The sequence below is a fragment of the Burkholderia territorii genome, assembly GCF_902833055.1.
GTDB lineage: Bacteria > Pseudomonadota > Gammaproteobacteria > Burkholderiales > Burkholderiaceae > Burkholderia > Burkholderia territorii.
On the sequence record NZ_CADFEJ010000012.1, the window covers coordinates 107,231 to 129,457 of the forward strand.

The window sequence follows — 22,227 nt, forward strand, 5'->3', positions numbered from 1 at the left end:
GCCCCTTGCAGTGCCGACGTGGTGAAATTGGTAGACACGCTATCTTGAGGGGGTAGTGGCGAAAGCCGTGCGAGTTCGAGTCTCGCCGTCGGCACCAGATACGGTTCTTCCGTGTTTCGTGCATGTGCAAAAAACCGCGACAGCGCAACGCTTCGCGGTTTTTTTGTTTCATCGCCTGCGGAGCGATGGCGTTGCCCGCGGCGGACCTCTCCGGAGGGATCTGGCGCACGTACAAATTTGCATGCCGCGCCGATACCGGGGCTTTGGATTTTTCCGTGGCCACTCGCCATGTCGAACTCGATCCCCGACGACACCCGATCGAATGTAACGGATTGCGCACGACCGGAACACAATGCGTCCATCGCCGCCGGATTTCACTCGACCTTCAGCATTAACTTTGCAGTCCATATAATCTTTTCGACTATATAAAAAAGTCGCCTGTTTCGTCGCCCACAGAGACTATGCTTGGTTACGGGAATACGCGTCAGTGCCCGACGCGCCGATACTCCCCGCCAGAACCCGCAGCGATCTCCGGGGACGCCCATGCAGTCGCCAGACCAGATAGCCGCCGAACAGGTCAGGATCGTCTATGACTCCGTGACGCCGTATGTCGTCGGCGGCACGTTGCTTGCCGTTGCCGCGACACTCTCGATCGACCGGCTCGGCCAGCCGGACCCGGTGTCCGGTCTCGCGTGGACGATCTACATTACCGCGTGTTCGGCCGGCCAGGTTCTTCTGTCCCGCCTCCATCGTCGATCGCCGACGTCCGTCAGCCACTGGCGGCGCTGGGCTCTGTGGCTGTCGGCCTTCAGCACGGCCGCCGGCATGGGTTGGGGATGGGCGTCGATTCATCTCGCGGCGGGCGCGGACTTCGGAATCGCGAGCCTCGTTGTCGTCGCGACGTTCAGCATCGTTGCGGGCGCGATTCCGGTATTCAGTACGTATTTCCCTGCGTTCGTCGCCTTTCTGTTGCCGGCGACCGTGCCATATATCGGCGCGGCGGTCATGTCGCCGCACGCGGTCCAGCAGGCAACCGCGCCGATGATGATGTTGATCGCCTGCGTGGTCGGTTATCTCGGGTTGCTCGCGAACCGCGCGGCAACGCAAAACATCGGGCTGCGCTTTCGCGCCGAACGGTTCGCCCGCGATTTGCAGGCTCAGAACGAACGCGCCGAGCAACTCGCCGTCGATCTCGGCTGCCAGCGACAAATCGCCGACCAGGCCAATCTCGCCAAATCGCAATTCCTCGCGGCGGCCAGCCACGATCTGCGCCAATCCGCGCATGCGCTGAACCTGTTGATCGGCGCGCTGCACAACATCCCGATGCCGCCGGAAGGGCGACGGCTGGTCGAGCGCATCGAGCGTTCGTCGGACGCGCTGAGCCGGCTCTTCGGCGCGCTGCTCGACCTGTCCCGACTCGACGCCGGCAGCGTCGAAGCGCAGTGCCGGGCGTTCGCGATCGATACCGTGCTCGAGTACGTGTGCAATGACTGCCTGCTCGACGCGCAGGCGAAAGGCATCACGCTGTCGCGCGTGCCGTGCGGCGCCGTGGTTCATTCGGATCCGCTGCTGGTCGAGCGCCTCGTGCGCAATCTCGTGTCCAACGCCGTGCGCTACACGGATCGCGGCAAGGTCGTCGTCGGCTGCCGCCGCCGCGGCACACACCTCGCGATCCAGGTCTGGGACACGGGCTGCGGCATTCCCGATCACCTGCAGAAGCTCGTGTTCCACGAGTATTACCAGGTCGGCAATCCCGAGCGCGATCACGAAAAGGGCTTCGGTCTCGGACTCGCGATCGTGCGACGCCTCGCCGACCTGCTCGACTGCCGGCTGGCCGTGCGCTCGACACCCGGACGCGGATCGTGCTTCGAAGTCACGGTGGCGCTCACCGCCGGCACGGCCGCCCCGCTCGATACGCCGATCGTCGACCAAGACGACGTGCCGGGTTCAACGGGGCTCGTGGTGGTGATCGACGGCAATCGCGCAACCCGCACCGGTTTGGCGGAACTACTGACGACCTGGGGTTACGACACGATCGCGGCACGCTCGGGCAAGGAGGCGCTCGACCGGCTGTCGGCTTGCGCCCGCCGACCCGACCTGCTGATCTGCGATTACCTGCCCCCTCGCGGCGAAAACGGCATCGCCGTGATCGAGCGCGTGCGCGCGGCGCTCGACGCGGTCGTCCCCGCGGTGCTGATCAGCGGCGATACGACCGAAGAACAACTGGCGGCGTCGCATGCACGCGGGCTGGTTCTGCTTCACCGGCCGTTGCCGAACGGCAAGCTGCGCGCGGCGGTCGGCCATCTCGTCGCGGCGCGGACGCAGAGAAGCTCGACGGCCAACACGGACGCGGACGGCGTCGCGCTCTAGCGGCACTGCGCGGAGCTACAGGTCGCGATCGGCTCGTGTGCGATGTGCGCGTTCAAGCCGATCGGGCTTCCGGTACAGGGCTGCGGTTTCGTGCATCCGGTGCGCTTGCCGGCCCGCGCGGGCGGACGGCACGCGACGCAGACGCGATTGGGCCGCAGATCGTGACGATGCGTCACGAATGCGGCGTTGCATCGAATGCAACGTGCCGTCGACAGCACGCCGCCGTCGACGAAACGAATCAGCAGCCACGCCCGCGTCAGGTCGAGCAACGGCTCGCAGTGTGCCGCGTCGCATCGCGTCGCATACCATTCATATGCCTTCACGAGCGCATCGAGCCGCGCGCACTTCGCGTCGCTGCGCAGAAACCGGTAGGCGTTATGGAACAGCGATGCATGGACGTTGGCCTTCCATGTCATGTACCAGTCGCTGGAGAACGGCAGCAGGCCTTTCGGCGGCGCGACGCCCCGCACCTCGCGATACAGTCGAACCAGACGCTCGTGCGGCAGCGACAGTTCGATTTCGAGCATCTGCGGACGCGCGCCGAGCCGAATCAGTGTCGCGGCCTGCAGCACGTGCTTCGCATCGTCGGCAAGCCTCGCGGCATGCGTCGGCCGAGGGCCGCCGCTCATGGCACGTCCTGGTCGAAGGCCCCGAGACTGGACAGCGCCATCGCGACATGAAGCGGCGTGGCGTCGCCCGGCGGCTCGGGTCGCGCGAGCGCCGCGACCGTGTCGTATCGGTTCAGGCGCAGGACGCAAAGCAACTGTCCCGACGACGACAGGTTCATCATCGATCGTATCGTCAGGCTTTCCAGCGCGCCGGCCAATTCCGGCGTGGCGCCGAGGCGAAACATGCCAGTCGCGCGATCCTTCTGCAACAGCCGCTGCGCCAGCCACAGATACGACAGGTTCAGGTCGCGAATTGACTCTTCTTCATTGATAGTTCCCATATTGCACCTTGATTGATATCGAATCAGGCCGATGGAGACGTCTAGCAAATTCATGCAAAGGAACCTGCCCTGTTTCACGGGGTAAATCACCTGCCTCGACATCAATTGATGATTTTCAGAAAACAATCGATTGAAATAAACAGTATGCCCCGTATTGGCACGCTCGGTTATTTTTATCGTATAGTCTGCACCCGGGTTAGATCGCACCCCGAAAACTCCCGGCGTCGGCGACTCGCCCGGGCCATGCTGTCGCGACCTCCGTCATGCTCGTTGTGCGGCCCGCCGCACCGAAGGCCGCGACGATTCAGTATTGACCCGGGCTTTGCGGATGTAAATCCGACGTTAGCCCGTGACGAAACAGAATCCCATACGACTAAAGTATTAAGACTTTTCGAAAGAACCGGGTTCTCCAAAATCAGAAGGGTTCCGCTTCCCGACTTCGCTTTTATTTACATGAAAATACTCATTGTCGATGATCATCCGGTTCTGCGAGACGGCGTGGCGACGTTGTTGCGCCAGGATCATTACGGGATGGTCGACATTCAGGCGAGCAACGCCGACGATGCGATGCGGCTGCTCGAGCAGCACTCCGACCTCGACGTCATCGTGCTCGATCTGAAGATGAGCGGCATGGACGGTTTCGCGGCGATTGCGGCGATCGCGCAGGTCCGGCCCGAGCTGCCGATCATCGTGCTGTCTTCGTCCGAGGATCCGCACGACGTGCGCGCCGCCTTCACGCACGGCGCGCTCGGCTACATTCCCAAATCCGCGACCGCGCACACGCTGTTGTCGGCCATCAAGATGGTCATGAACGGCGAGCATTACGTGCCGCCGCTGCTGCTCGAAGCGCAGTCGGCACATCGCGATCCGCCGCCCGCACACGACCCCGACGGCCCGCGCCTGACGCTGCGCCAGCTCGACGTGCTGCGCCTGATCGCCGAAGGCGTGCCGAACAAGCTCATCGCCGACCGGCTCGGCCTGTCGGAGAAGACCGTGAAGGCGCACATCACGGCGATCTTCAAGGCGCTTCACGTGCGCAATCGCACCCAGGCCGCCGCAGCGGGCCAGCGCCTGGGGCTCCTCTGACTTGCGCCGTCGCGACGCATGCGATGCGGGCGCGGTCGCCGGCGACGCGACATGAATCGGCCGGCGTACATGCGCCGAAACCGGCGCGCGCGGGCCACGCGGGCAGCGCCGGTTCGTCGCGCTCGCGATATCATCGCGCCGCGCCGGTTGCCGACGCGGCACCGCCCGGCGACTGCATCAGGCCGGTTCGCACTTGCGGCATCGCCGCCGTCACCGCGCCGCTCGCCGGAATCGTTCCGGAAGGCGATGCGCCGACCGGCTGAACCAGGGCGACGCCGTCCATCGTATTGCCGCTGACGACGATCTGGCTCGCCGTGCAGCCACGCGACAGCAGCGATACCGGTGTGCCGGCGATCGACGCGAACGTGTTGTCGGAGACCTGGAAGCCGCACACGTTGCCGACTGCCCGGAACCCCGCGTAGCCCGATCCCGAGACGCGATTGCGCGTCACCTTGACGTACGACACCGTACCCGACCACGTGTCCAGTTCGAGCGCGCCCTGCTGCGTCGGCTGCAACCCGTTGCTGACGTTCTGATTCTGGATGTTGGTCACCACGTTGTTGTCGATGACGACGTTCGACACGCCATAGGTGCGCCAGCTGTCCTCCTGAGCGACGAGAATGCCGGCCGCCTTCTGCACGCCGTCTACCGTGTTGTTCGAGATCGTCACCGCCTGGCCGCCCACGACGGAAATGCCGCGCCCCCAGTAATTCCCGGACACGGTGTTGTGGTCGATCAGCACGTTGTTGCTGATGCGACCGTCGCCCAGATAGCTGACGACGGTGATCAGGTCGTCACCGGTACCCGTGACCGTATTGCCCTGCACGAGCACGTTGGTCGATCCGTAGGTCGAGTGGATGCCGTCGGCCAGCGTGGCCCGCACGGTATTGCCGACGATCGCGACCTTGCTGCCGCCGAATACGAAGATCCCCGCGCTCGCGCCGCCCTGGATCGTCACGCCGAGCACCTGGACGTCGGTGCCCGTCACTTCGACCTTGGTCGATTCGGGCGTGGTGAGACGCGTCGTCCCGGTGCCGTTCAGCGTCACGCCCACCAACGTCGAGCCGGTACCGCTCATCACGATCGTCTGGTCGGACGGATTGGTCGCGACGAGCGTCGCGCCGTAGCCCGACACCACGACGCCCGAACCCGCCACCGACAGCGAGCGGCTGACGGTATAGCGTCCCGGCGCGAGTATCAGCGTTTGTCCCGCCTGCAGCGTGTTGAGCGCGGCCTGCAATGCATCGGTCTGGTCACTGCCGTCGCTTGCCGGCCTGATCGTCACGGGCGCCGGCGCGGTGATCGCCACCGGTCGCGATCGCGCATGTGCGATACGCCATGGCGCGGCGTAGCCGGCAAGCGTCGCCGCGCGAACCTGAACCTGGAAGCTGGCAGCCCAGCATGCGAATGCGACCACCCCGGCGCTGATGATACGAAATGACCTGGTCATGATGACCTCCTCGATAGACGTCCGCCCGACGCAGCGCGATGCGACGGCACCCGGTCGCGACGCGTCGACGGTCGACCAGCGAGCCGGCACGACACGTGTCGAACATCGGAGCAGAACGATTTCGTGCGGAAGCAGTCGGGCAGCGCCTCATTTCAGGCGAGTGCCCGCTCGTCTGCCGAAACGGACGGGCCGCTCCCCCGAGAGCGGCTCGACGTCGACGGTGCCGGCAGCATGCGACCGTCGAGCGACATAGCGAAGCCCTTGCCAGAGCAATTCGGGCCGGGCGGCTTCGTGTCCGGGCCCATACGATGATTTCGCTCGATTGGAAGTCTATTTCGCCGTCGGCACGCGTAAATCGGACATAAGCCCCGCGACGTCGCGGGACAGGTCGCGAGCCCTGGTCGCATCCGCGATATGGACCGGCTTACGACTGCATGTGGCCGTAGCGGGACGCCGCACCGCGAACGTGGATGCGTTCGAGCGACGAGCCTCGCGTCGATAATTCGGATTACCGATTACCTATGTCGCGCGAACGCACATCGCCCCCCGCGCCGTGCGTCAAAGCAACGGCAGCATGAGCCGAATATGCTCCGCGAACGCCGCCGTAAGATGCGAAGGCCGCTTCCGATCGAATCGCAGCGTGATACCGACCGCCGGCAACGACGGCAGCCCCCGGTCCGCGGCGAGGATCGCCAGATCCGCCGGCACCGCCGTTTGCGTCATCACCGCGAATGCCTGCCCGGAGCGCACGAGCGCGATGAGTCCGGCGAGACTGCTGCTCGCGTACGCGACGCGATAGTCGCGCCGTGCGCGCGTCAACGCGTCGCGAGCCGCGATGTGATCGAGCGTATCCGGATCGGACAGCGCGAGCGGCAACGGCTCGAACTGCGCGGCATCGAGCCCCGGATAGCCGATCCAGACCAGTTGCTCGCGGCGGATGAAATCGTCGTCCGAAGCATCGTCCGGCACGGAAATCATCGCCAGGTCGACCGCCCGCTTGTCGAGATGCTCAAGCAACCGCGGCGTCGGTCCGCACACGACCTCGACGATCGCCTGCGGATGCTGCATCGAGAACTGCCGCAACAGCGAAGGCAGAAACACGGCCGCGTAATCGTCCGGACAGCCGAACCGGATCGTGCCCGACAATCCCGTGCCGCACAGGTCGGCCATCGCCTCGTCGTGCCGGCGCAGGATGCGCTGCGCATGCACGAGCAGCCGCTCGCCGGGATGCGTCAGCACCACGCCGCGGCCGGTGCGCTGGAACAGCGGCTGGTCGACGCTTTCCTCGAGCCGCCGCATCTGCTGGCTCAGCGCGGACTGCGTGCGGCCGACGCGCGCCGCCGCGCGGCTGAGCGAGCGCATCTCGGCGATGACGACGAACGAGCGCAACAGGTCGATTTCGAGCGAACGTCCCAAGGTATTAGCTCCTTTTCTACCTTGCATAAGAACTATTCGTTTCCATAAGACCAGACCGGCGCCTAGACTGCAAGCGATCGCCGCCCTTGTCCGGAGAAGCCCGATGTCCCTGAACGACGACGCAACCTTCTGGCACAACGCCAGGCAGCACCTGATCCGCTACGGCGGCACGTTCGAGCCGATGATCGTCGAGCGCGCGCAAGGCAGTTTCGTCTACGACGCCGACGGCCGCGCGATCCTCGACTTCACGTCGGGGCAAATGAGCGCGGTGCTCGGGCACTGCCATCCGGAGATCGTCTCCGTCATCGGCGAATACGCGGGCAAGCTCGATCATCTGTTCAGCGGGATGCTGTCGCGTCCGGTCGTCGATCTCGCGACGCGCCTCGCCGACATCACGCCGCCCGGGCTCGATCGCGCGCTGCTGCTGAGCACCGGCGCGGAATCGAACGAAGCGGCGATCAGGATGGCGAAACTTGTCACCGGCAAGTACGAGATCGTCGGTTTCGCGCAGTCGTGGCACGGGATGACGGGCGCGGCGGCATCCGCCACGTACAGCGCCGGGCGCAAGGGCGTCGGTCCGGCCGCGGTCGGCTCGTTCGCGATTCCGGCGCCGTTTTCGTATCGGCCGCGCTTCGAGCACGACGGCAGCTACGATCCGCTCGCCGAACTCGACTACGCATTCGACCTGATCGATCGCCAGTCGAGCGGCAGCCTTGCCGCGTTCATCGCGGAGCCGATCCTCAGCTCGGGCGGCATCATCGAACTGCCGGAAGGCTACATGGCGGCGCTCAAGCGCAAGTGCGACGAGCGCGGGATGCTGCTGATCCTCGACGAGGCGCAAACCGGTGTCGGACGCACCGGCACGATGTTCGCGTGCCAGCGCGACGGCGTGACGCCCGACATCCTCACGCTGTCGAAGACGCTCGGCGCGGGGCTGCCGCTCGCGGCCGTCGTCACGTCCGCGCGGATCGAGGAGCGCGCGCACGAACTCGGCTACCTGTTCTATACGACGCACGTGTCGGATCCGCTGCCGGCCGCGGTCGGCCTGCGCGTGCTCGACGTGGTGCAGCGCGACGGCCTCGTCGAGCGGGCGAACGTGATGGGCGCGCGGCTCCGGCGCGGGCTGCTCGACCTGATGGAGCGCTTCGAGTGCATCGGCGACGTGCGCGGACGCGGATTGCTGCTCGGCGTCGAGATCGTCAAGGATCGGCGGACGAAGGAGCCGGCCGACGGGCTCGGCGCGAAGATCACGCGCGAATGCATGAACCTCGGGCTCAGCATGAACATCGTGCAGTTGCCGGGCATGGGCGGCGTGTTCCGGATCGCGCCGCCGCTCACCGTCAGCGAAGCGGAGATCGATCTCGGGCTGTCGTTGCTGGAACAGGCGATCGGGCGCGCGCTGTAGCGGCGCTCGGCAACGCGCCTCGCTGCGTCACGCGCGCCGTCGCGCCGATTCGACCGGCCCGCGCGCCGAAGCGCGGCCCGGGTCCCCGCCGCTCAGTGCGCGTCGGCGGCCCACGCTTCGGCGTCGGCGCCGGCCGGGATGCGCAGCGGGCTCGACGGATCGGTCGCCGCACGCCACACGGCGTCGGCAACGTCCTGCGCATGGGTAGTCGGCGCGGACGCATCGAGCATGCGCGCGACGGCCTGCCGGACAAACTCCGCATATGCTTCGTGCTCGAAGCCCAGCATGTTTGCGCGCGCGTTGTCGGCGAAACGCGTGTCGGGCGCGCGCCCGGGCAACACCAGATGCACACGCACACCGAACGGTTCGAGTTCGCCGGCTATCGATTCCGTATACGCGTTGACCGCCGCCTTGCTCGCGCGGTATGCGCTGACCAGCGGCAACGCCTTCAGCGTAACGCTCGACGTGACGTTCACGACCACGCCGGCCCCGCGCTGCCGAAACTGCGGCAGCACCGCCTGCGTGACGGCCATCGTGCCGAACGTGTTGGTCTCGAACAGTGCGCGCACCGTGTCGACCGGCGTCAGCTCCGCCGGCGCGGCCGCCCCGATGCCCGCGTTGTTCACGAGTACGTCGATCGGTCCGGCGGCGTCGATCGCGGCACGGATGCTGTCCGGTTTCGTCACGTCGAGCGCCAGCACGCGCAGACGTTCCGACGGCGGCAGCACGTCCTCGCGCGGCGTGCGCATCGTCGCGACGACCTGCCAGTCGCGGGCCAGGAAATGGCGCGCGATCTCGAGGCCGAAGCCGGAGGAACAACCGGTGATCAGTACGGTTTTCATGCGAACTCCCGTGATGTGTTGAGCATGTGTGCGTACGATAGATGGCCGAACCCGTATTCGCTACAATCGAAAGTCCGCTTTTCTTTTGCAAAAGTCCGGCGATGATCGACCCGCTAACCGAAGTCGTGACGCTGCTGAAACCGGGCGCACGGCACTCCAAGTTCGTTCACGGCGCGAGCCCCTGGGCGATCAGCCGCACGGTCGCGGGCGAGCCGTTCTATTGCGCGATCCTCGACGGCGGGTGCCGGGTCGCGATCGACGGGCACGCACCGGTCGAGCTGCAGCCCGGCGATTTCGTGCTGATTCCGGCGGCCTACGGCGTCGCGATGTCGAGCCTCGAACCGCCGCCGTCCGGTGTCGAAACCGCGCCGCCGGTCGCGCTCGACAACGGCGAATACCGGATCGGCGACGCCCGCAACCCGATCGACATGCGGATGATGGCCGGCAACTGCAGCTTTGCTTCGCCCGACGCCGCGCTGCTGGTGTCGCTGCTGCCGCAATGCGTGCACGTGCGCGGCGAACCGCGCCTCACCACGCTCGTGCAGCTCGTGCGGGACGAATCTCGCGCGCAGCGGCCCGCGCGCGAAATCGTGCTGTCGCGCCTCGTGGAAGTGCTGCTGATCGAGGCCCTGCGATTCTCGACCGGCACGGACGCATCGCCCGGCCTCGTGCGCGGGCTCGCCGACAGCCGCCTCGCGGCCGCGATCCGCGGCATGCACGCGCGCCCCGCGCACCCGTGGACGGTCGCCGAGCTCGCGAAAGAGGCGGCGCTATCGCGCTCGACCTTCTTCGAGCGTTTCAGCCGCGCGGTTGGCGTCGCGCCGATGGAATACCTGCTCACGTGGCGAATGGCGCTCGCCAAAAACCTGCTCCGCCGCAATGACGCACGCATCGCCGAAATCGCCGGGCGCGTCGGCTACAGTTCCGCGAGCACCTTCAGCGTCGCGTTCGCGCGGCATGTCGGCCGGCCGCCCGCGCAATACGCGCGCGATGAACGGACGACGGCACTCGACGAATGAACCGGGTGCACTGGCCACCGCGGGCGCCACGCGGCCCATCGGCCATGCGCCCCCGCTTTCGCCCGCGGCATCGCGCGATCGCCGGCCGCGCGGCCAGCGAGCCGCACCCGGCTTGCGTACACTACGGCGCAGATGACGACCCGCGAGGCAAGCCATGACGACAACGACTCACGGTGCGGTCGAGCCCGGCAACTGGCTCGACGCGCAGCGCGATCCGGAAACGGGGATCGAGAGCCTGCGCGCGCATTTCAGCGGCCACGCGTACGATCCGCACGATCACGACGACATGCTGATCGGTTTTACGGAACAAGGCGTGCAGCGTTTCCAGTGCCACCGGTCGCTGCATACGAGCGTGCCGGGCCGCGCGATCCTGATCGAGCCGGGCGCGCTGCACGACGGCCATGCGCCCGACGAAGGCGGCTTTACCTACGGGATGCTGTACCTGCCGCTACCGTGGGTCGAACAGGCCGCGCACCGGCTGGGCCTGCCGGGCCTCGGCAGTGTCGAAGCCTCCTTCGGCCATACGCTCGTCGACGACCGCGACCTCGTCCACGCGATCCGGCAGGCCATTCTCGCGATTCATGGCAATGAGGGCCGGCTTGCGCGCGATCAGACGCTCGACCGCCTGCTGACGCGGCTCGGCGGTGAGCTGCGTGGCCCGCTCGCGACGCGCGAGCTTGCCGTACCGCCCGCGATCGCGCGCGTGCGCGACCTGCTTCACGCGCATATGGATGGCAACCTCGGGCTCGACGAACTCGCGGCGCACGCCGGCATCGACCGCTTCCGGCTGACGCGACTGTTCCAGCGCGCGTTCGGCACGTCGCCGCACGCATACCTGGTGCGCTTGCGCCTGCGCGCCGCGCGCCGGCTGCTGGCAGCCGGCCGCACACCCGCGCAAGCCGCGGCGGACGTCGGTTTCGCCGACCAGAGCCACCTGGGCCGCTGGTTCCGGCGCGCGTACCGGATGACGCCGGCCGCGTACCGGCGGATGTGCACAAACGTTCCAGACTGATTGCGCGCGTCGCCCGATCATGAGCGCTTCAACGAGGAGCACTCATGTTCGATACGAAAGTGGCATTGATCGTGCGCGACGATCTCGCGACGTGGCAGAAACTCAATGTGGTCGCGTTTCTCGCGACGGGCATCGCTTCCGGCGCGCCGGAAGCGCTCGGCGAGCCTTACGAGGATGCGGCCGGGAATCGCTACGCGCGCATGTTCGGCCAGCCGATGCTGGTGTTCGCGGCCGACCTGGACGGTCTGCAGGCCGCGCATCGGCATGCCCTGTCGCGCGAAGTCAGGATCGTGCCGTACGTGCGCGCGATGTTCTCGACGGGGCACGATGCGGCCAATCGCGAAGTGTTTCGCGCCGAGGATCCGGCGAATCCGGATCTGGTCGGCCTGGCATTGCACGGACCGAAGAAAGCCGTGGACAAGGCGGTGAAGGGATTGACGCTGCACGCGTGAGCGCGGCGGGCGGAGGATTCGACGGGTGTCGATTCGGCTTCGATCGAAACCGAATCGACGATGGATTTTCCCCGGACGGCGCGCTGCCGGTCCGCTCCGGACCGGCAGCGCGTGAAATCAACCGCCGAGATACGCCTGCTTGATCCGGTCGTTCGCGAGCAGGTTCGCGCCCGTATCGGCAAGCACCACGCGCCCCGTTTCGAGCACGTAGCCGCGATCGGCCACACCCAGCGCCTTGTTCGCGTTCTGCTCGACCAGGAACACCGTGACGCCCTCGTCGCGAATCGTGCGGATGATGTCGAAGATCTGCGCGATCACCAGCGGCGCGAGACCGAGCGTCGGCTCGTCGAGCAACAGCAGGCGTGGCTTGCTCATCAGCGCACGGCCGATCGCCAGCATCTGCTGCTCGCCGCCCGACATCGTGCCGGCCCGCTGCGTCGCGCGCTCCTTCAGGCGCGGAAACAGCTTGAACACGTGCTCGATGCCGTCGTCGATCTCGTGACGGTTCGCGAAGAACCCGCCCATCTTCAGGTTCTCGAGCACCGTCAGGCTCGGGAATACGCGCCGCCCCTCCGGCGAGATCGCCATCCCCTGCCGCATGATCTGGTGCGTCGACATCGCGGTGATGTCGGTGCCCTCGAACAGCACGCGGCCCGACGATGCGCGCGGCGTGCCGCACACCGTCATCATCAGCGTCGTCTTGCCGGCACCGTTGCTGCCGATCAGCGTGACGATCTCGCCCTTGTTCACCTCGATCGACACGCCCGCGAGCGCCTCGACGGCGCCGTAGTGCGTGTGGACCTGTTCCAGCTTCAGCATCACTCTTCCCCCAGATACGCCTTGATCACGCGCGGGTCGTTGCGGACCGCTTCCGGCGTGCCGATCACGATCGGCCGGCCGTGCTCCATCACGAGGATGCGGTCGGACACGCCCATCACGAGGCTCATGTCGTGCTCGATCAGCAGCACCGATACGCCGAACTCGCGGCGCAACTTGTCGATCAGGTGCTGCAGCTCGATCTTTTCCTGCGGGTTGAGGCCGGCCGCCGGCTCGTCCAGCATCAGCAGGCGCGGCTCGGTGATCATGCAGCGCGCGATCTCCAGGCGCCGCTGGTGCCCGTACGACAGCGTGCCCGCCGGCCGGTTCGCGACCGACGTCAAGCCCATCCGTTCGAGCCATACGGCCGCGCGTTCGAGTGCCTCCTTCTCCGCGCGACGATACGCGGGGGTCGCGAACAGGCCGTGCAGCATCCCCGACTTCACCTTGCGATGCTGCGCGACGAGCAGGTTCTCGACGACCGTCAGCGACTTGAACAGGCGGATGTTCTGGAACGTGCGCACGAGACCCTTCAACGCGATCTTGTGGCTCGGCAGCCCGGCGATCGCGTGACCGTCGAGCACGACGTCGCCGCCGGTCGGCTTGTAGAAGCCGCCGACGCAGTTGAACACCGTGGTCTTGCCCGCGCCGTTCGGCCCGATGATCGCGAACACCTCGTTGCGGCGCACGTCGAAATCGATGCCGTCCACCGCGAGCAACCCGCCGAAGCGCATCTGCAGCCCGGCGACCTTCAACAATTCTGCATTCGCGCTCATTGCGGCAGCTCCACGTGAGGACGGCTCGCGGGCAACAGGCCCTGCGGACGCCACATCATCATCAACACCATCACCAGGCCGAAGATCAGCATCCGGTACTCGGCGAAGCCGCGCGCGACTTCCGGCAGCACGGTCAGCAGGATCGCCGCGAGAATCACGCCGAGCTGCGAGCCCATCCCGCCGAGCACGACGATCGCGAGGATCAGCGCCGATTCGATGAAGGTGAACGATTCAGGATTCACGAGGCCCTGACGCGCCGCGAAGAATGCGCCGCCGATGCCCGCGAACGCCGCGCCGAGCGTGAACGCCGACAGCTTGATGCGCGTCGGGTTCAGCCCCAGCGAACGGCATGCGATCTCGTCGTCGCGCAGCGCTTCCCATGCACGGCCCATCGGCATGCGGATCAGGCGGCTCGTCACGAACAGCGTGAAGCCGACCAGCACCAGCGCGATCAGGTACAGGAAGATCACCATGTGCTCGCCGCTGTATTCCAGCCCGATCAGTTCATGGAACGTCTTCGCGCCCTCGACGCTCGCCGAGCGCGCCATCTCGAAGCCGAACACCGTCGGCTTCGGAATGCTCGAGATGCCGTCCGGGCCGCCGGTGAGGCTCGTCAGGTTGTTCGCGAGCAGGCGAATGATTTCGCCGAAGCCGAGCGTGACGATCGCGAGATAGTCGCCGCGCAGCCGCAGCACCGGGAAACCGAGCAGGAAGCCGAACGTCGCCGACGCGATCGCCGCGATCGGCAGACACTCCCAGAACGACAGCCCGAAATACTGGTTCAGCATCGCGTACGTGTAGCCGCCGACCGCGTAGAACCCGACATAGCCGAGATCGAGCAGCCCCGCGAAACCGACCACGATGTTCAGCCCGAGGCCGAGGATCACGTAGATCAGCGCGAGCGTCGCGACGTCGACGGCACCGCGCGAACCGAAGAACGGCCACACGAGCCCGACCGCGAGCAGCACCCAGATGATCGCGCGCTGCTGCTGCGCGCCCATCGCGGGCATCGCCGGCAGCTTGACCACGGATTTCGCGCGCACGAGCCACGGCTTGAACAACTGGAACAGGAACACGGCCGCGACCGCGATCCACACCGGGCGCCAGTGCGGCGTCAGCACGACCTGATAGCCGTCGAGCTTCAGCTGCAGGCCGAGCACCGGGATCGTGAGAATCGCCGTGAGCAGCGCGGCGGCCGCGGCATTCTTCAGCGCCTGGCCGATCGACGCGTCGGCGGCCGGACGGCGAACGGAAATGACTTGACTCATCTGCGTCTCCCTCAAACCTTTTCGATGTCCGACTTGCCGAGCAGGCCGGTCGGGCGGAAGAGCAGGATCAGCACGAGCAGGCCGAACGCGACGACGTCCTTGTACTCGGCCGGCATGTAGCCTGCGGCGAAGGTTTCGGCGAGGCCCAGCAGCACGCCGCCGAGCATCGCGCCCGGGATGCTGCCGATCCCGCCCAGCACCGCGGCGGTGAACGCCTTGATGCCCGCGACGAAGCCGATATACGGATTCAGCTTGCCGATCGTCAGCCCGATCAGCACGCCGCCGACGGCCGCCAGCATCGCGCCGAGCACGAACGTGAACGAGATCACGCGGTTCGTGTCGATGCCGAGCAGGTTCGCCATCTTCATGTCCTCCGCGCACGCGCGGCATGCACGGCCCATCCGCGAATGCGAGATGAACAGCGTGAGCGCGATCATCAGCACGAGCGTCACGCAGACGATCAGCAGACGCGCGTACGGAATCGTCACGTCGTAGTCGCCGCCGAGGTGGATGTCGAATGCGCCGGAGATCAGCACCGGCACGGACACGTCGCGCGCGCCCTGGCCGATCTGAACGTAGTTCTGCAGGAAGATCGACATGCCGATCGCGGAAATCAGCGGCACGAGGCGCGGGCCGCCGCGCAGCGGGCGATACGCGACGCGTTCGACCGCGAAGCCGTACAGGCCGGTGACGATCACCGACACGATCAGTGCGGCGCCGAGCACGAGCGGCAGCGGATAGCCGGCGGAGATGCCGATGGCCGTGAGAGTCACGAGGCCCACGTATGCGCCGATCATGTAGATCTCGCCGTGGGCGAAGTTGATCATGCCGATGATGCCGTAGACCATCGAATAGCCGATGGCGATCAACGCATAGATCGCACCCAGCGTCAGGCCGTTGACCAGCTGCTGGGCGAATTGAGGAAAGAAGTCAGTCATGTGCGGGAAGCTCCCGTTGGCGCTGGGTCGCATGCCGTCGCCGGATCACGGCGTTCGGCCGCGCGCAACGCACGGTGTCGTCTCGGGCCGCCCGTTGGCCGGGCAATGGGCCAATACTCGCCACTGCCCGGCCAATGCGCGCCCGCCCCGTCCGGGTCTCGGACAGGGCGGGCGCGCGGGCGGATACTCCGTTGTTACTTGGCGGCGGTCTTCGTCGCGTCCTTGTGCCACGTGTAGACGACGAACTTGAACGCCTTCAGGTCGCCCTGTGCGTCATACGCGACCTTGCCGATCGGCGTGTCGAACGTCGTCTTGTGCATGTACGCGGCGACCTTCGTCGGGTCGGTCGTCTTCGCGCCCGCGATCGCGTCGGCAATGATCTTCACCGCTGCGTACGCCGGCATCTGGAACGGGCCGTTCGGGTCGCGCTTCTTGTCCGCGAATGCCTTCACGAGCGCCGCGTTGGCCGGGTCGGCCGAGAAGTCGGCCGGCAGCGTGACCAGCATGCCTTCCGAAGCCGGGCCGGCGATCGCCGTCACGTCCTTGTTGCCCACGCCTTCAGGGCCCATGAACGTGGCCTTCACGCCCTGCTCGCGCGCCTGGCGCATCAGCAGGCCCATTTCCGGGTGATAGCCGCCGAAGTAGACGAAATCGACGCCTTGCGACTTCAGCTTCGTGATGATCGCCGAGTAGTCCGAATCGCCGGCGTTGATGCCTTCGAACAGCACGACCGGGATCTTCGCGGCTTCGAGGTCCTTCTTCACCGACGACGCGATGCCCTGGCCGTACGACTGCTTGTCGTGCAGGACCGCGACCTTCTTCGGCTTCACATTGTTGATGATGTAGTGCGCGGCGGCCGGGCCTTGCTGGTCGTCACGGCCGATCGTGCGGAAGATGAAGTGGCGCTTCTTGCCTTCCGTCAGCTGCGGCGCGGTGGCCGACGGCGTGACCATCACGATGCCTTCGTTTTCGTAGATGTCGGATGCGGGAATCGTCGAACCCGAGCACACGTGGCCGATCACGTACTTGATCTTCTGGCTGACGATCTTGTTCGCGACGGCGACGGCCTGCTTCGGTTCGCATGCGTCGTCCATCTGCACGACTTCGAACTTGTTGCCGCCCGCACCGCCGGCCGCGTTGATCTGTTCGATCGCGGTCAGCGCGCCGGCCTTGACCATGTCGCCGTACTGGGCGACCGAGCCGCTCATCGGACCAGCGATGGCGATCTTCACGGTTTCCGCTTGCGCGGCGGCGGCGCCGGCGGCGAACAGCACGGCGGCGACGGAAATGGACGTAAGACGGGACAGCGTCATCTGGGAGCTCCTCGATGTTGTTTAGTCATACGGGCAAAGGCGGCATGACTTGCGCAATCGAACAGCACCCGGGGCGAGGACATGGGACACGCCCGAGACACATGAAGACGGACCTGCGGAGGGATGTTGCGTAGCGGGGCCCGGCTCTTGCAGTCCCCCAAGGGGGACGTCTGGTTCGGAAAGACATCGTGATGCGTCTTGCATTGCGCAAGCGTTTCGCCTGCCCCGCTTGCCAACTGCTCGTTCGGAGGGATGGTCCGACAGCCGTTGGCAAGGCAGTCGAAATTATATGGGTGTTTTTAAATCGTCTGTCAAAAATGCCGCCTCCATGAGGGAAAACACGGAGAAACTTGGCGCGCGACGGGTGGCGATCCGGGAGCAACTGTGGCGGGCGGAGAACGTTTGCGGAAGGTGCAATTCGGTTGCGATTTTGGGCGGGTTAGCGGGGAGATGCCTTGAGGGGTTTGGGTTTCGGCGATCTCGCTGTTGCGCGCGGCATGCTTTTTCGGATGCTTGGGGCCGGATCGTCCAGGATCAATCGGCTGACGATTGCGCCCGCGTATATCGAGGCCTGGTGCTGCATCGGCGCAGTCAATCCTTCTGTTTGCCGACGTCGCGCCGATGTGTGAAAGCTGTTCGTTATTTTTGTGAAATAATGCGAACTCGCTTCAGCAATCCAGCCAGCCTTACCGCGAGTCGCACACTCCGCGATTCGCAGCCGCTTCAGGGCCGCTTCGACGCCCACACGTCCGCCGAGCCGCCAGCCAGTGATCTGCCGTTTTTTCTCGTTGCACGTCACCTGGTTCGGATCCCGATGAATCATCCTCTCCGTCTTTCCTCCGCCGCAGCGCTTGCGTGTGCGCTTTCCGTTTCTGTTGCCGACGCTGCGGGCCGCGATTCGCTGGTCGATCGTTCCGGGAGCGCCAATGCGTTTCGTTCGGAACGTCGGGCGGTGGTCAGCAATGGTGCGCGCGCGGCGCTGCCGACGCAGCGGGAGAAATATGCACCTCCGGTTGAACGTAGCCCGTTCGATACGCCGGATACGCGGCCGTTGCGCGTCTCGGGCGATACGCTCGAGCCCCAGCCTTCGGTTGAACACGGAGCAGGCGATCCTGCATGGCCTTCGAATCGCGTTGCGCTCGGCGCGGGCGGCAGCGACAGCCTCGGTCGCGCGCTGCCCCGATACGAACAGCGCGCGCAGAACTGGACCGATTATCTGAGGGCCAACGGATCACACGCGCCTGGCGGCAGGCATTCGTATGCGCCCATGCGGCCTTTCGATACCGCGCGCGGTCCGCACGGTGCGCCAAATCCGTACGATCCGTCAGTGCCGCAGCCAGAGACGCGGAAGTTCTATGACAACGGCGCGGGTTCGAACTGCACGGTGACCGGCGGTGCTGGAGCGTCGCGCTCGTCTTGCAATATTGCCTGGTGATGCAGGGCGGCCGGCAACGGCCTCACACTGCAGGCTGTGCAATCTCGCCGAGTGCATCCGCGTCCTGCGGCGGCTTGCCGTTCCGCTCCCGATGGTCCGTCGCCGCGTGCAGCGCCGAACGCCGACATCGCGCGAGCGCCCGTCACCTCGGCGAAACCACAATCGCCGCCCGCCGATTCTGCGCCCGCCCGGCCGGCGTCCGGTTGTCGCCCACCGGATCGCTCTTGCCCTTCCCCACCACCGCGATGCGCTTCCCGTCGAGCCCGACATCCACGAGCTCGATCGCCACCACCTCCGCCCGCCGCCGGGACAACTCGAGATCGTAGGCAGCCTCCCCTTCCTCGTCGGAGTATCCGTAAACCCGCACGCCATTGATGCCCGCCGACCTCAACGTCCTGCCGATTCGCTCGACGATCCGCCTGACATCCGGCTTGAGGTTGTACCGGTCGAAATCGAACAGAATCGGTCCTGTCGACCCGAACTCGAACCCTTGTTCGGTCTCCTGAAATCCGGCCGACTTCAGTGCCGTGACCTGGGTCTGCGTCAGTCCCCGATGAAGCGGCGGCGTCTTGCACCCGCCAAGCAGCAGGCATAGAAGCACCGCGCTCGCGACGCACATCCTCCCAATGCTCACAGGCAACGCGTGATCCATGATCGTCCCCTTCGTACGCGCTCGCTTCGCGCGCTTATTATCCCGCCGCCGCGGCCTCGCACACGGCGCGAAACGATAGACATCAAACCCGTCCCGCCACGCCCTCCGCCACCTGCCACGACCCCGGGCGCGCACGCTTGGCGCGGTACATCGCGGCATCCGCCGCGCGCAGCAAGCCGCCCGCGTCGGACGCATGATCGGGATACAGCGCAATACCGGCACTCATCATGGTGGCCACCATGCGTCCGTCGGGCAACTCGATCGACGGCTCCATGCCGGACAGAATCTCGTCGGCGATCCGGCACACGCTGTCGGTATCGCGCACGGCCGTCAGCATCACCGCGAATTCGTCGCCGCCCAGCCGGGCGACGAGATCGGTCTCGCGCACCTGCGTGCGCAACCGCGCCGCGACACCGATCAGCACCGCGTCGCCCGCATCGTGGCCAAGGCCGTCGTTGATTTCCTTGAAGCGATCGCAGTCGAGATACAGGATGGCGACCCGCTGCCCCGTCACCACGGCATCGCAAAGCGCAAGCGACAGCCGCGACTCGAACTGCATGCGGTTGGGCAGCCCCGTGAGCGCGTCGTGCGTCGCCTTGTGTTCGAGCGACGCGTTTTCGTCGCGCAGCGTGTTCTGCCAGTCTTCGAACTCGTCGAGCAACGCGTTGAAGTCGTCGCCGAGCTCGTTCAGTTCGGCAATCGCCACCGGCTCGACGCGCCGCGCGAACGCACGCTCGCGCCGCACCGCATGCGCGACGCCGGCCAGCGCGCGCAGCGGCGCAACGATGTTGCGCAGCAAGCGCTTCGAGCTGACGTACGCGCCGAGCACGCTGACGGCCAGGCCACCGAGAATGCCGCCGATGCTGCCAAGCAGGAATCCGAAGAATTGATGCCCGCGGCCGCGCACGATGACGTGGCCGATGACGATGCCGTCGTGCATCACCGGTGCGCTCACGGGCCCGGGCAGCGCCAGTGCGGCGACCCCGCGCTCGAGCCTGGCGATGCGCCCTTCGACGGGCAGTTTCCACGTCGCGAACAACTGGCCCCGGCCATCGGTGACCACCACCTGCGCGACGTCCTCGTCGTTGGCGATCGTCGCGATCGCCTCGTTCGCCGCGACGCGGTCGCCGAACACGAGCGCGGCCTCGACCGTGTAACCGAGCGAGCGCGCCAGCAGGTTCAGGTTGTTGCCGGCATACGCGCGCAACGCAATCACCGCGACGACGATCAGCAACACGGCGGCCATCGCGACCGCGACGAACGCGAGACGCAAATGCGCGCGGCGCAACACGCTTTGCAGCGTCGGGCGCGGCACGCGCGTAGGCGAAACGGACGGCGCAGAGCGTGTCATGGCGTCAGCGTCCGCCGCGCAAGATTGAGCACGTTCGGATGCACGCGCACGCCGCTGCGCGCGACGGCATCGAGATTGATGTCGAACGTGACGTGTTCGCCCTCGACCGTGAGACAGAACATGCTGCCCGCGGTGCATGACGGATCGTGCTCGCCGATGGTCAGCACCGGATGGCCGGCCAGCGCGGCTCTCACCCGCTTTCGCTCATCGGTTCCGAGCGCGCCGAGATACACGACGTCGCACGCGAGGCCGAGCGCGGGATCGTCCACACGAATGCGCTGCACGTCGAGCACGGTCGAGCCTGCCTGCATCGTGTCGGTCAACTCGCCCGCGTAGTCGGGCCGGCCCGTCACGCACAGATGCAGCCGAACGGGCGTCGTCGGCCAGCGCGTGAAACTGACGATGCCGAGCACGACCTGGCGCACGGCGGAGTCGTGTGACGAAAAGGCGGGACTGGCAGGACCGGCGGGTGTCGTGGTGGCGGCGAGCTGCACCGTTTCGTTCGGTGCGTCGGCATCGGCAGGCGCGCCGGCAAGCACCGCGGGAACAACGCTCAGAACGCAAACGATTGCGATGAACGCGTGGCGCAATCGGGTGACTCGGCCTGTTCGGCCGGACGCCGTCCGTGCGGCGATTGCCGCCGCGCCCACTGGCGTCGGTGCGGCCGCATGATTCGCGGCCGCCGCGCACACACTCGCATCCATGATGGAAACATCTGCCGCAGTCGTTCCCGCGCTGCCTCCTGCCTGCCATGCGCGCGCAGGCACCGTATCGCGCGCACGAATGCTTCCATCTTAGGTAAAAATCTGCATCCCGAACCAGTGGGAAACACCCGACAGTAACGTCATAAGGTACGCGGAAACGATGCCGTGCGCGACGATGCGCGTGGGCCTGCATGCGGCATCCTCGTGCGCCGCGCGTGTCGGATCACCGCTTGTCGGCTTCCTCGACGAATATCTCGAACCACGCATTCATGACGGCCCAGAAATCCACCGGCTCGAGTTCGGTCGGATTCTCGTGCCACCAGAGACGTCCTGCCGCGCTGCCGTCGCCGGCACTGTCGCGCAGATCCAGGCAAAGATAGTCGCCGCTGCCGTTCTGAAATATCGTCCATACGAGATCGGGGTTCACGCCGAGCTTGCGCGTCTCGTCGGGTGTCAGGTCGAGCTTGGCCGTCAGCGCGGTCTGGTCGCCGATCGGCATCGGTCCCATCGAGTTGGCGGGAAAGAACGTCCAGCCGTTGTGCGTGAACTGATAGAAGCTGCGCAGATCGTCAGGCAGCGCACGCCACAGCGACATGTCGTCCGACACGAGATCACCGAGCTGCGGATGGCCGATGAAGAAGTTCAGGTCGTCGCCTTCGACCGTGTACGGATAGAGCAGGCACAGGTCACCGTTTTCCTTCTGGAACACGGCAGGTCGACGCAGCTTCTCGGCGAAGAACGTCTCGACCGCGGGCAGGCGGCCGATGACGCCTGCCCACATCTTCGCGAGCCAGTTTCCGAGCGCGGCGTCGGGCGTATCGAGCAGCGCGCGCCACGCGGTCGGCACCTGGACGTCGGCGGGAATTTCGTTCGACGCGAGCCAGACCTGCCCTCGCAACCGGAAGCGCTGCAGTTCGGCGGTGTAAGTCTTCGCGGATAGCTCAATCATTGCCAGTCACCATTGAATTCGTCA

General features: G+C 66.2%; 22 protein-coding genes and 1 tRNA gene. 8 read left to right on the forward strand and 15 right to left on the reverse strand.

The genetic code is table 11. The annotated features are described in order from the left end of the window. Positions 1-12: 12 nt before the first annotated feature. Positions 13-97: transfer RNA gene (locus HW466_RS20440), tRNA-Leu, on the forward strand. A gap of 446 nt (positions 98-543) precedes the next feature. Further along, positions 544-2,370 carry an ATP-binding response regulator gene (locus HW466_RS20445; RefSeq protein ID WP_151006197.1) on the forward strand — a complete coding sequence of 609 codons (1,827 nt, stop codon included), beginning with the start codon at positions 544-546 and terminating at the stop codon, positions 2,368-2,370. On the opposite strand, the gene flhC is transcribed toward HW466_RS20445, so the two are convergent. Both flhC and HW466_RS20455 read right to left on the reverse strand, forming a co-directional pair. Further along, complete coding sequence (gene flhC, locus HW466_RS20450; RefSeq protein ID WP_151006196.1) at positions 2,367-2,999, reverse strand: flagellar transcriptional regulator FlhC; 633 nt, start codon at positions 2,997-2,999, stop codon at positions 2,367-2,369. The genes HW466_RS20445 and flhC overlap by 4 nt on opposite strands. After that, a complete protein-coding gene (locus HW466_RS20455) occupies positions 2,996-3,373 on the reverse strand; it encodes a flagellar transcriptional regulator FlhD (RefSeq protein ID WP_170296728.1) in 378 nt (125 codons plus the stop codon). The genes flhC and HW466_RS20455 overlap by 4 nt, the downstream gene beginning before the upstream one ends. Positions 3,374-3,562: 189 nt before the next feature. Here HW466_RS20455 and HW466_RS20460 point away from each other — a divergent pair, with 189 nt between their 5' ends. Continuing rightward, a complete protein-coding gene (locus tag HW466_RS20460) occupies positions 3,563-4,405 on the forward strand; it encodes a response regulator (RefSeq protein ID WP_239006073.1) in 843 nt (280 codons plus the stop codon). A 130-nt stretch (positions 4,406-4,535) separates the two neighbouring features. Here HW466_RS20460 and HW466_RS20465 read toward each other — a convergent pair whose 3' ends face one another. Then, positions 4,536-5,855 (reverse strand): right-handed parallel beta-helix repeat-containing protein, encoded by a 1,320-nt coding sequence (locus HW466_RS20465; RefSeq protein ID WP_151006351.1) that lies wholly within the window; start codon positions 5,853-5,855, stop codon positions 4,536-4,538. Between the two features lie 558 nt (positions 5,856-6,413). Beyond that, positions 6,414-7,298: a LysR family transcriptional regulator gene (locus tag HW466_RS20470; RefSeq protein ID WP_174905609.1), complete on the reverse strand. Its 885-nt coding sequence runs from the start codon at positions 7,296-7,298 to the stop codon at positions 6,414-6,416. Between the two features lie 76 nt (positions 7,299-7,374). Here HW466_RS20470 and HW466_RS20475 point away from each other — a divergent pair, with 76 nt between their 5' ends. Continuing rightward, positions 7,375-8,676 (forward strand): aspartate aminotransferase family protein, encoded by a 1,302-nt coding sequence (locus HW466_RS20475; protein WP_151006349.1) that lies wholly within the window; start codon positions 7,375-7,377, stop codon positions 8,674-8,676. A 92-nt stretch (positions 8,677-8,768) separates the two neighbouring features. On the opposite strand, the gene HW466_RS20480 is transcribed toward HW466_RS20475, so the two are convergent. Continuing rightward, positions 8,769-9,518: an SDR family oxidoreductase gene (locus tag HW466_RS20480; protein ID WP_151007097.1), complete on the reverse strand. Its 750-nt coding sequence runs from the start codon at positions 9,516-9,518 to the stop codon at positions 8,769-8,771. 41 nt (positions 9,519-9,559) lie between these two features. Here HW466_RS20480 and HW466_RS20485 point away from each other — a divergent pair, with 41 nt between their 5' ends. From HW466_RS20485 to HW466_RS20495, 3 genes are all read left to right on the forward strand, one after another. Further along, entirely contained in the window at positions 9,560-10,537 is a 978-nt protein-coding gene (locus HW466_RS20485; RefSeq protein ID WP_059808919.1) for an AraC family transcriptional regulator, read from the forward strand. A gap of 154 nt (positions 10,538-10,691) precedes the next feature. Beyond that, the gene (locus HW466_RS20490) at positions 10,692-11,549 is read left to right on the forward strand and encodes an AraC family transcriptional regulator (RefSeq protein ID WP_174905608.1); all 858 of its coding nucleotides are present in this window, start codon (positions 10,692-10,694) and stop codon (positions 11,547-11,549) included. A gap of 44 nt (positions 11,550-11,593) precedes the next feature. Continuing rightward, a complete protein-coding gene (locus HW466_RS20495; RefSeq protein ID WP_060297348.1) occupies positions 11,594-12,001 on the forward strand; it encodes a DUF2000 family protein in 408 nt (135 codons plus the stop codon). Between the two features lie 117 nt (positions 12,002-12,118). On the opposite strand, the gene HW466_RS20500 is transcribed toward HW466_RS20495, so the two are convergent. The 6 genes from HW466_RS20500 to HW466_RS20525 all read right to left on the reverse strand — a co-directional run bounded on the left by HW466_RS20500 (position 12,119) and on the right by HW466_RS20525 (position 17,935). After that, positions 12,119-12,820 carry an ABC transporter ATP-binding protein gene (locus tag HW466_RS20500; protein WP_151004863.1) on the reverse strand — a complete coding sequence of 234 codons (702 nt, stop codon included), beginning with the start codon at positions 12,818-12,820 and terminating at the stop codon, positions 12,119-12,121. Beyond that, positions 12,820-13,593 carry a high-affinity branched-chain amino acid ABC transporter ATP-binding protein LivG gene (gene livG / locus HW466_RS20505; protein ID WP_059447698.1) on the reverse strand — a complete coding sequence of 258 codons (774 nt, stop codon included), beginning with the start codon at positions 13,591-13,593 and terminating at the stop codon, positions 12,820-12,822. The genes HW466_RS20500 and livG overlap by 1 nt, the downstream gene beginning before the upstream one ends. Further along, on the reverse strand, positions 13,590-14,861 hold the full coding sequence (locus HW466_RS20510; protein ID WP_059791362.1) for a high-affinity branched-chain amino acid ABC transporter permease LivM: 1,272 nt from the start codon (positions 14,859-14,861) through the stop codon (positions 13,590-13,592). The genes livG and HW466_RS20510 overlap by 4 nt, the downstream gene beginning before the upstream one ends. Positions 14,862-14,872: 11 nt before the next feature. Then, positions 14,873-15,799, reverse strand: coding sequence for a high-affinity branched-chain amino acid ABC transporter permease LivH (gene livH, locus HW466_RS20515; RefSeq protein ID WP_034204313.1), 927 nt, complete (start codon positions 15,797-15,799; stop codon positions 14,873-14,875). Between the two features lie 194 nt (positions 15,800-15,993). Continuing rightward, positions 15,994-17,112, reverse strand: a complete 1,119-nt coding sequence (locus HW466_RS20520; protein ID WP_059447700.1) for a branched-chain amino acid ABC transporter substrate-binding protein — start codon at positions 17,110-17,112, stop codon at positions 15,994-15,996. 439 nt (positions 17,113-17,551) lie between these two features. Further along, positions 17,552-17,935: a hypothetical protein gene (locus HW466_RS20525; RefSeq protein WP_170296672.1), complete on the reverse strand. Its 384-nt coding sequence runs from the start codon at positions 17,933-17,935 to the stop codon at positions 17,552-17,554. On the opposite strand from HW466_RS20525, the gene HW466_RS20530 reads away from it, so the two are divergent. Further along, positions 17,927-18,547, forward strand: a complete 621-nt coding sequence (locus HW466_RS20530; RefSeq protein WP_151004865.1) for a hypothetical protein — start codon at positions 17,927-17,929, stop codon at positions 18,545-18,547. The two genes, HW466_RS20525 and HW466_RS20530, sit on opposite strands and share 9 nt — an antisense overlap. Before the next feature lie 142 nt (positions 18,548-18,689). On the opposite strand, the gene yfiB is transcribed toward HW466_RS20530, so the two are convergent. From yfiB to HW466_RS20550, 4 genes are all read right to left on the reverse strand, one after another. Further along, positions 18,690-19,199, reverse strand: coding sequence for an outer membrane lipoprotein YfiB (yfiB, locus tag HW466_RS20535; protein WP_059447702.1), 510 nt, complete (start codon positions 19,197-19,199; stop codon positions 18,690-18,692). Between the two features lie 82 nt (positions 19,200-19,281). Further along, positions 19,282-20,550 carry a diguanylate cyclase DgcN/YfiN gene (gene dgcN / locus HW466_RS20540; protein ID WP_059868036.1) on the reverse strand — a complete coding sequence of 423 codons (1,269 nt, stop codon included), beginning with the start codon at positions 20,548-20,550 and terminating at the stop codon, positions 19,282-19,284. Further along, complete coding sequence (gene yfiR, locus HW466_RS20545) at positions 20,547-21,254, reverse strand: regulatory sequestration protein YfiR (protein WP_059769092.1); 708 nt, start codon at positions 21,252-21,254, stop codon at positions 20,547-20,549. Before yfiR ends, dgcN begins: the two co-directional genes overlap by 4 nt. A 223-nt stretch (positions 21,255-21,477) precedes the next feature. Continuing rightward, entirely contained in the window at positions 21,478-22,203 is a 726-nt protein-coding gene (locus HW466_RS20550) for an SMI1/KNR4 family protein (protein WP_151004867.1), read from the reverse strand. Positions 22,204-22,227: the final 24 nt, after the last annotated feature.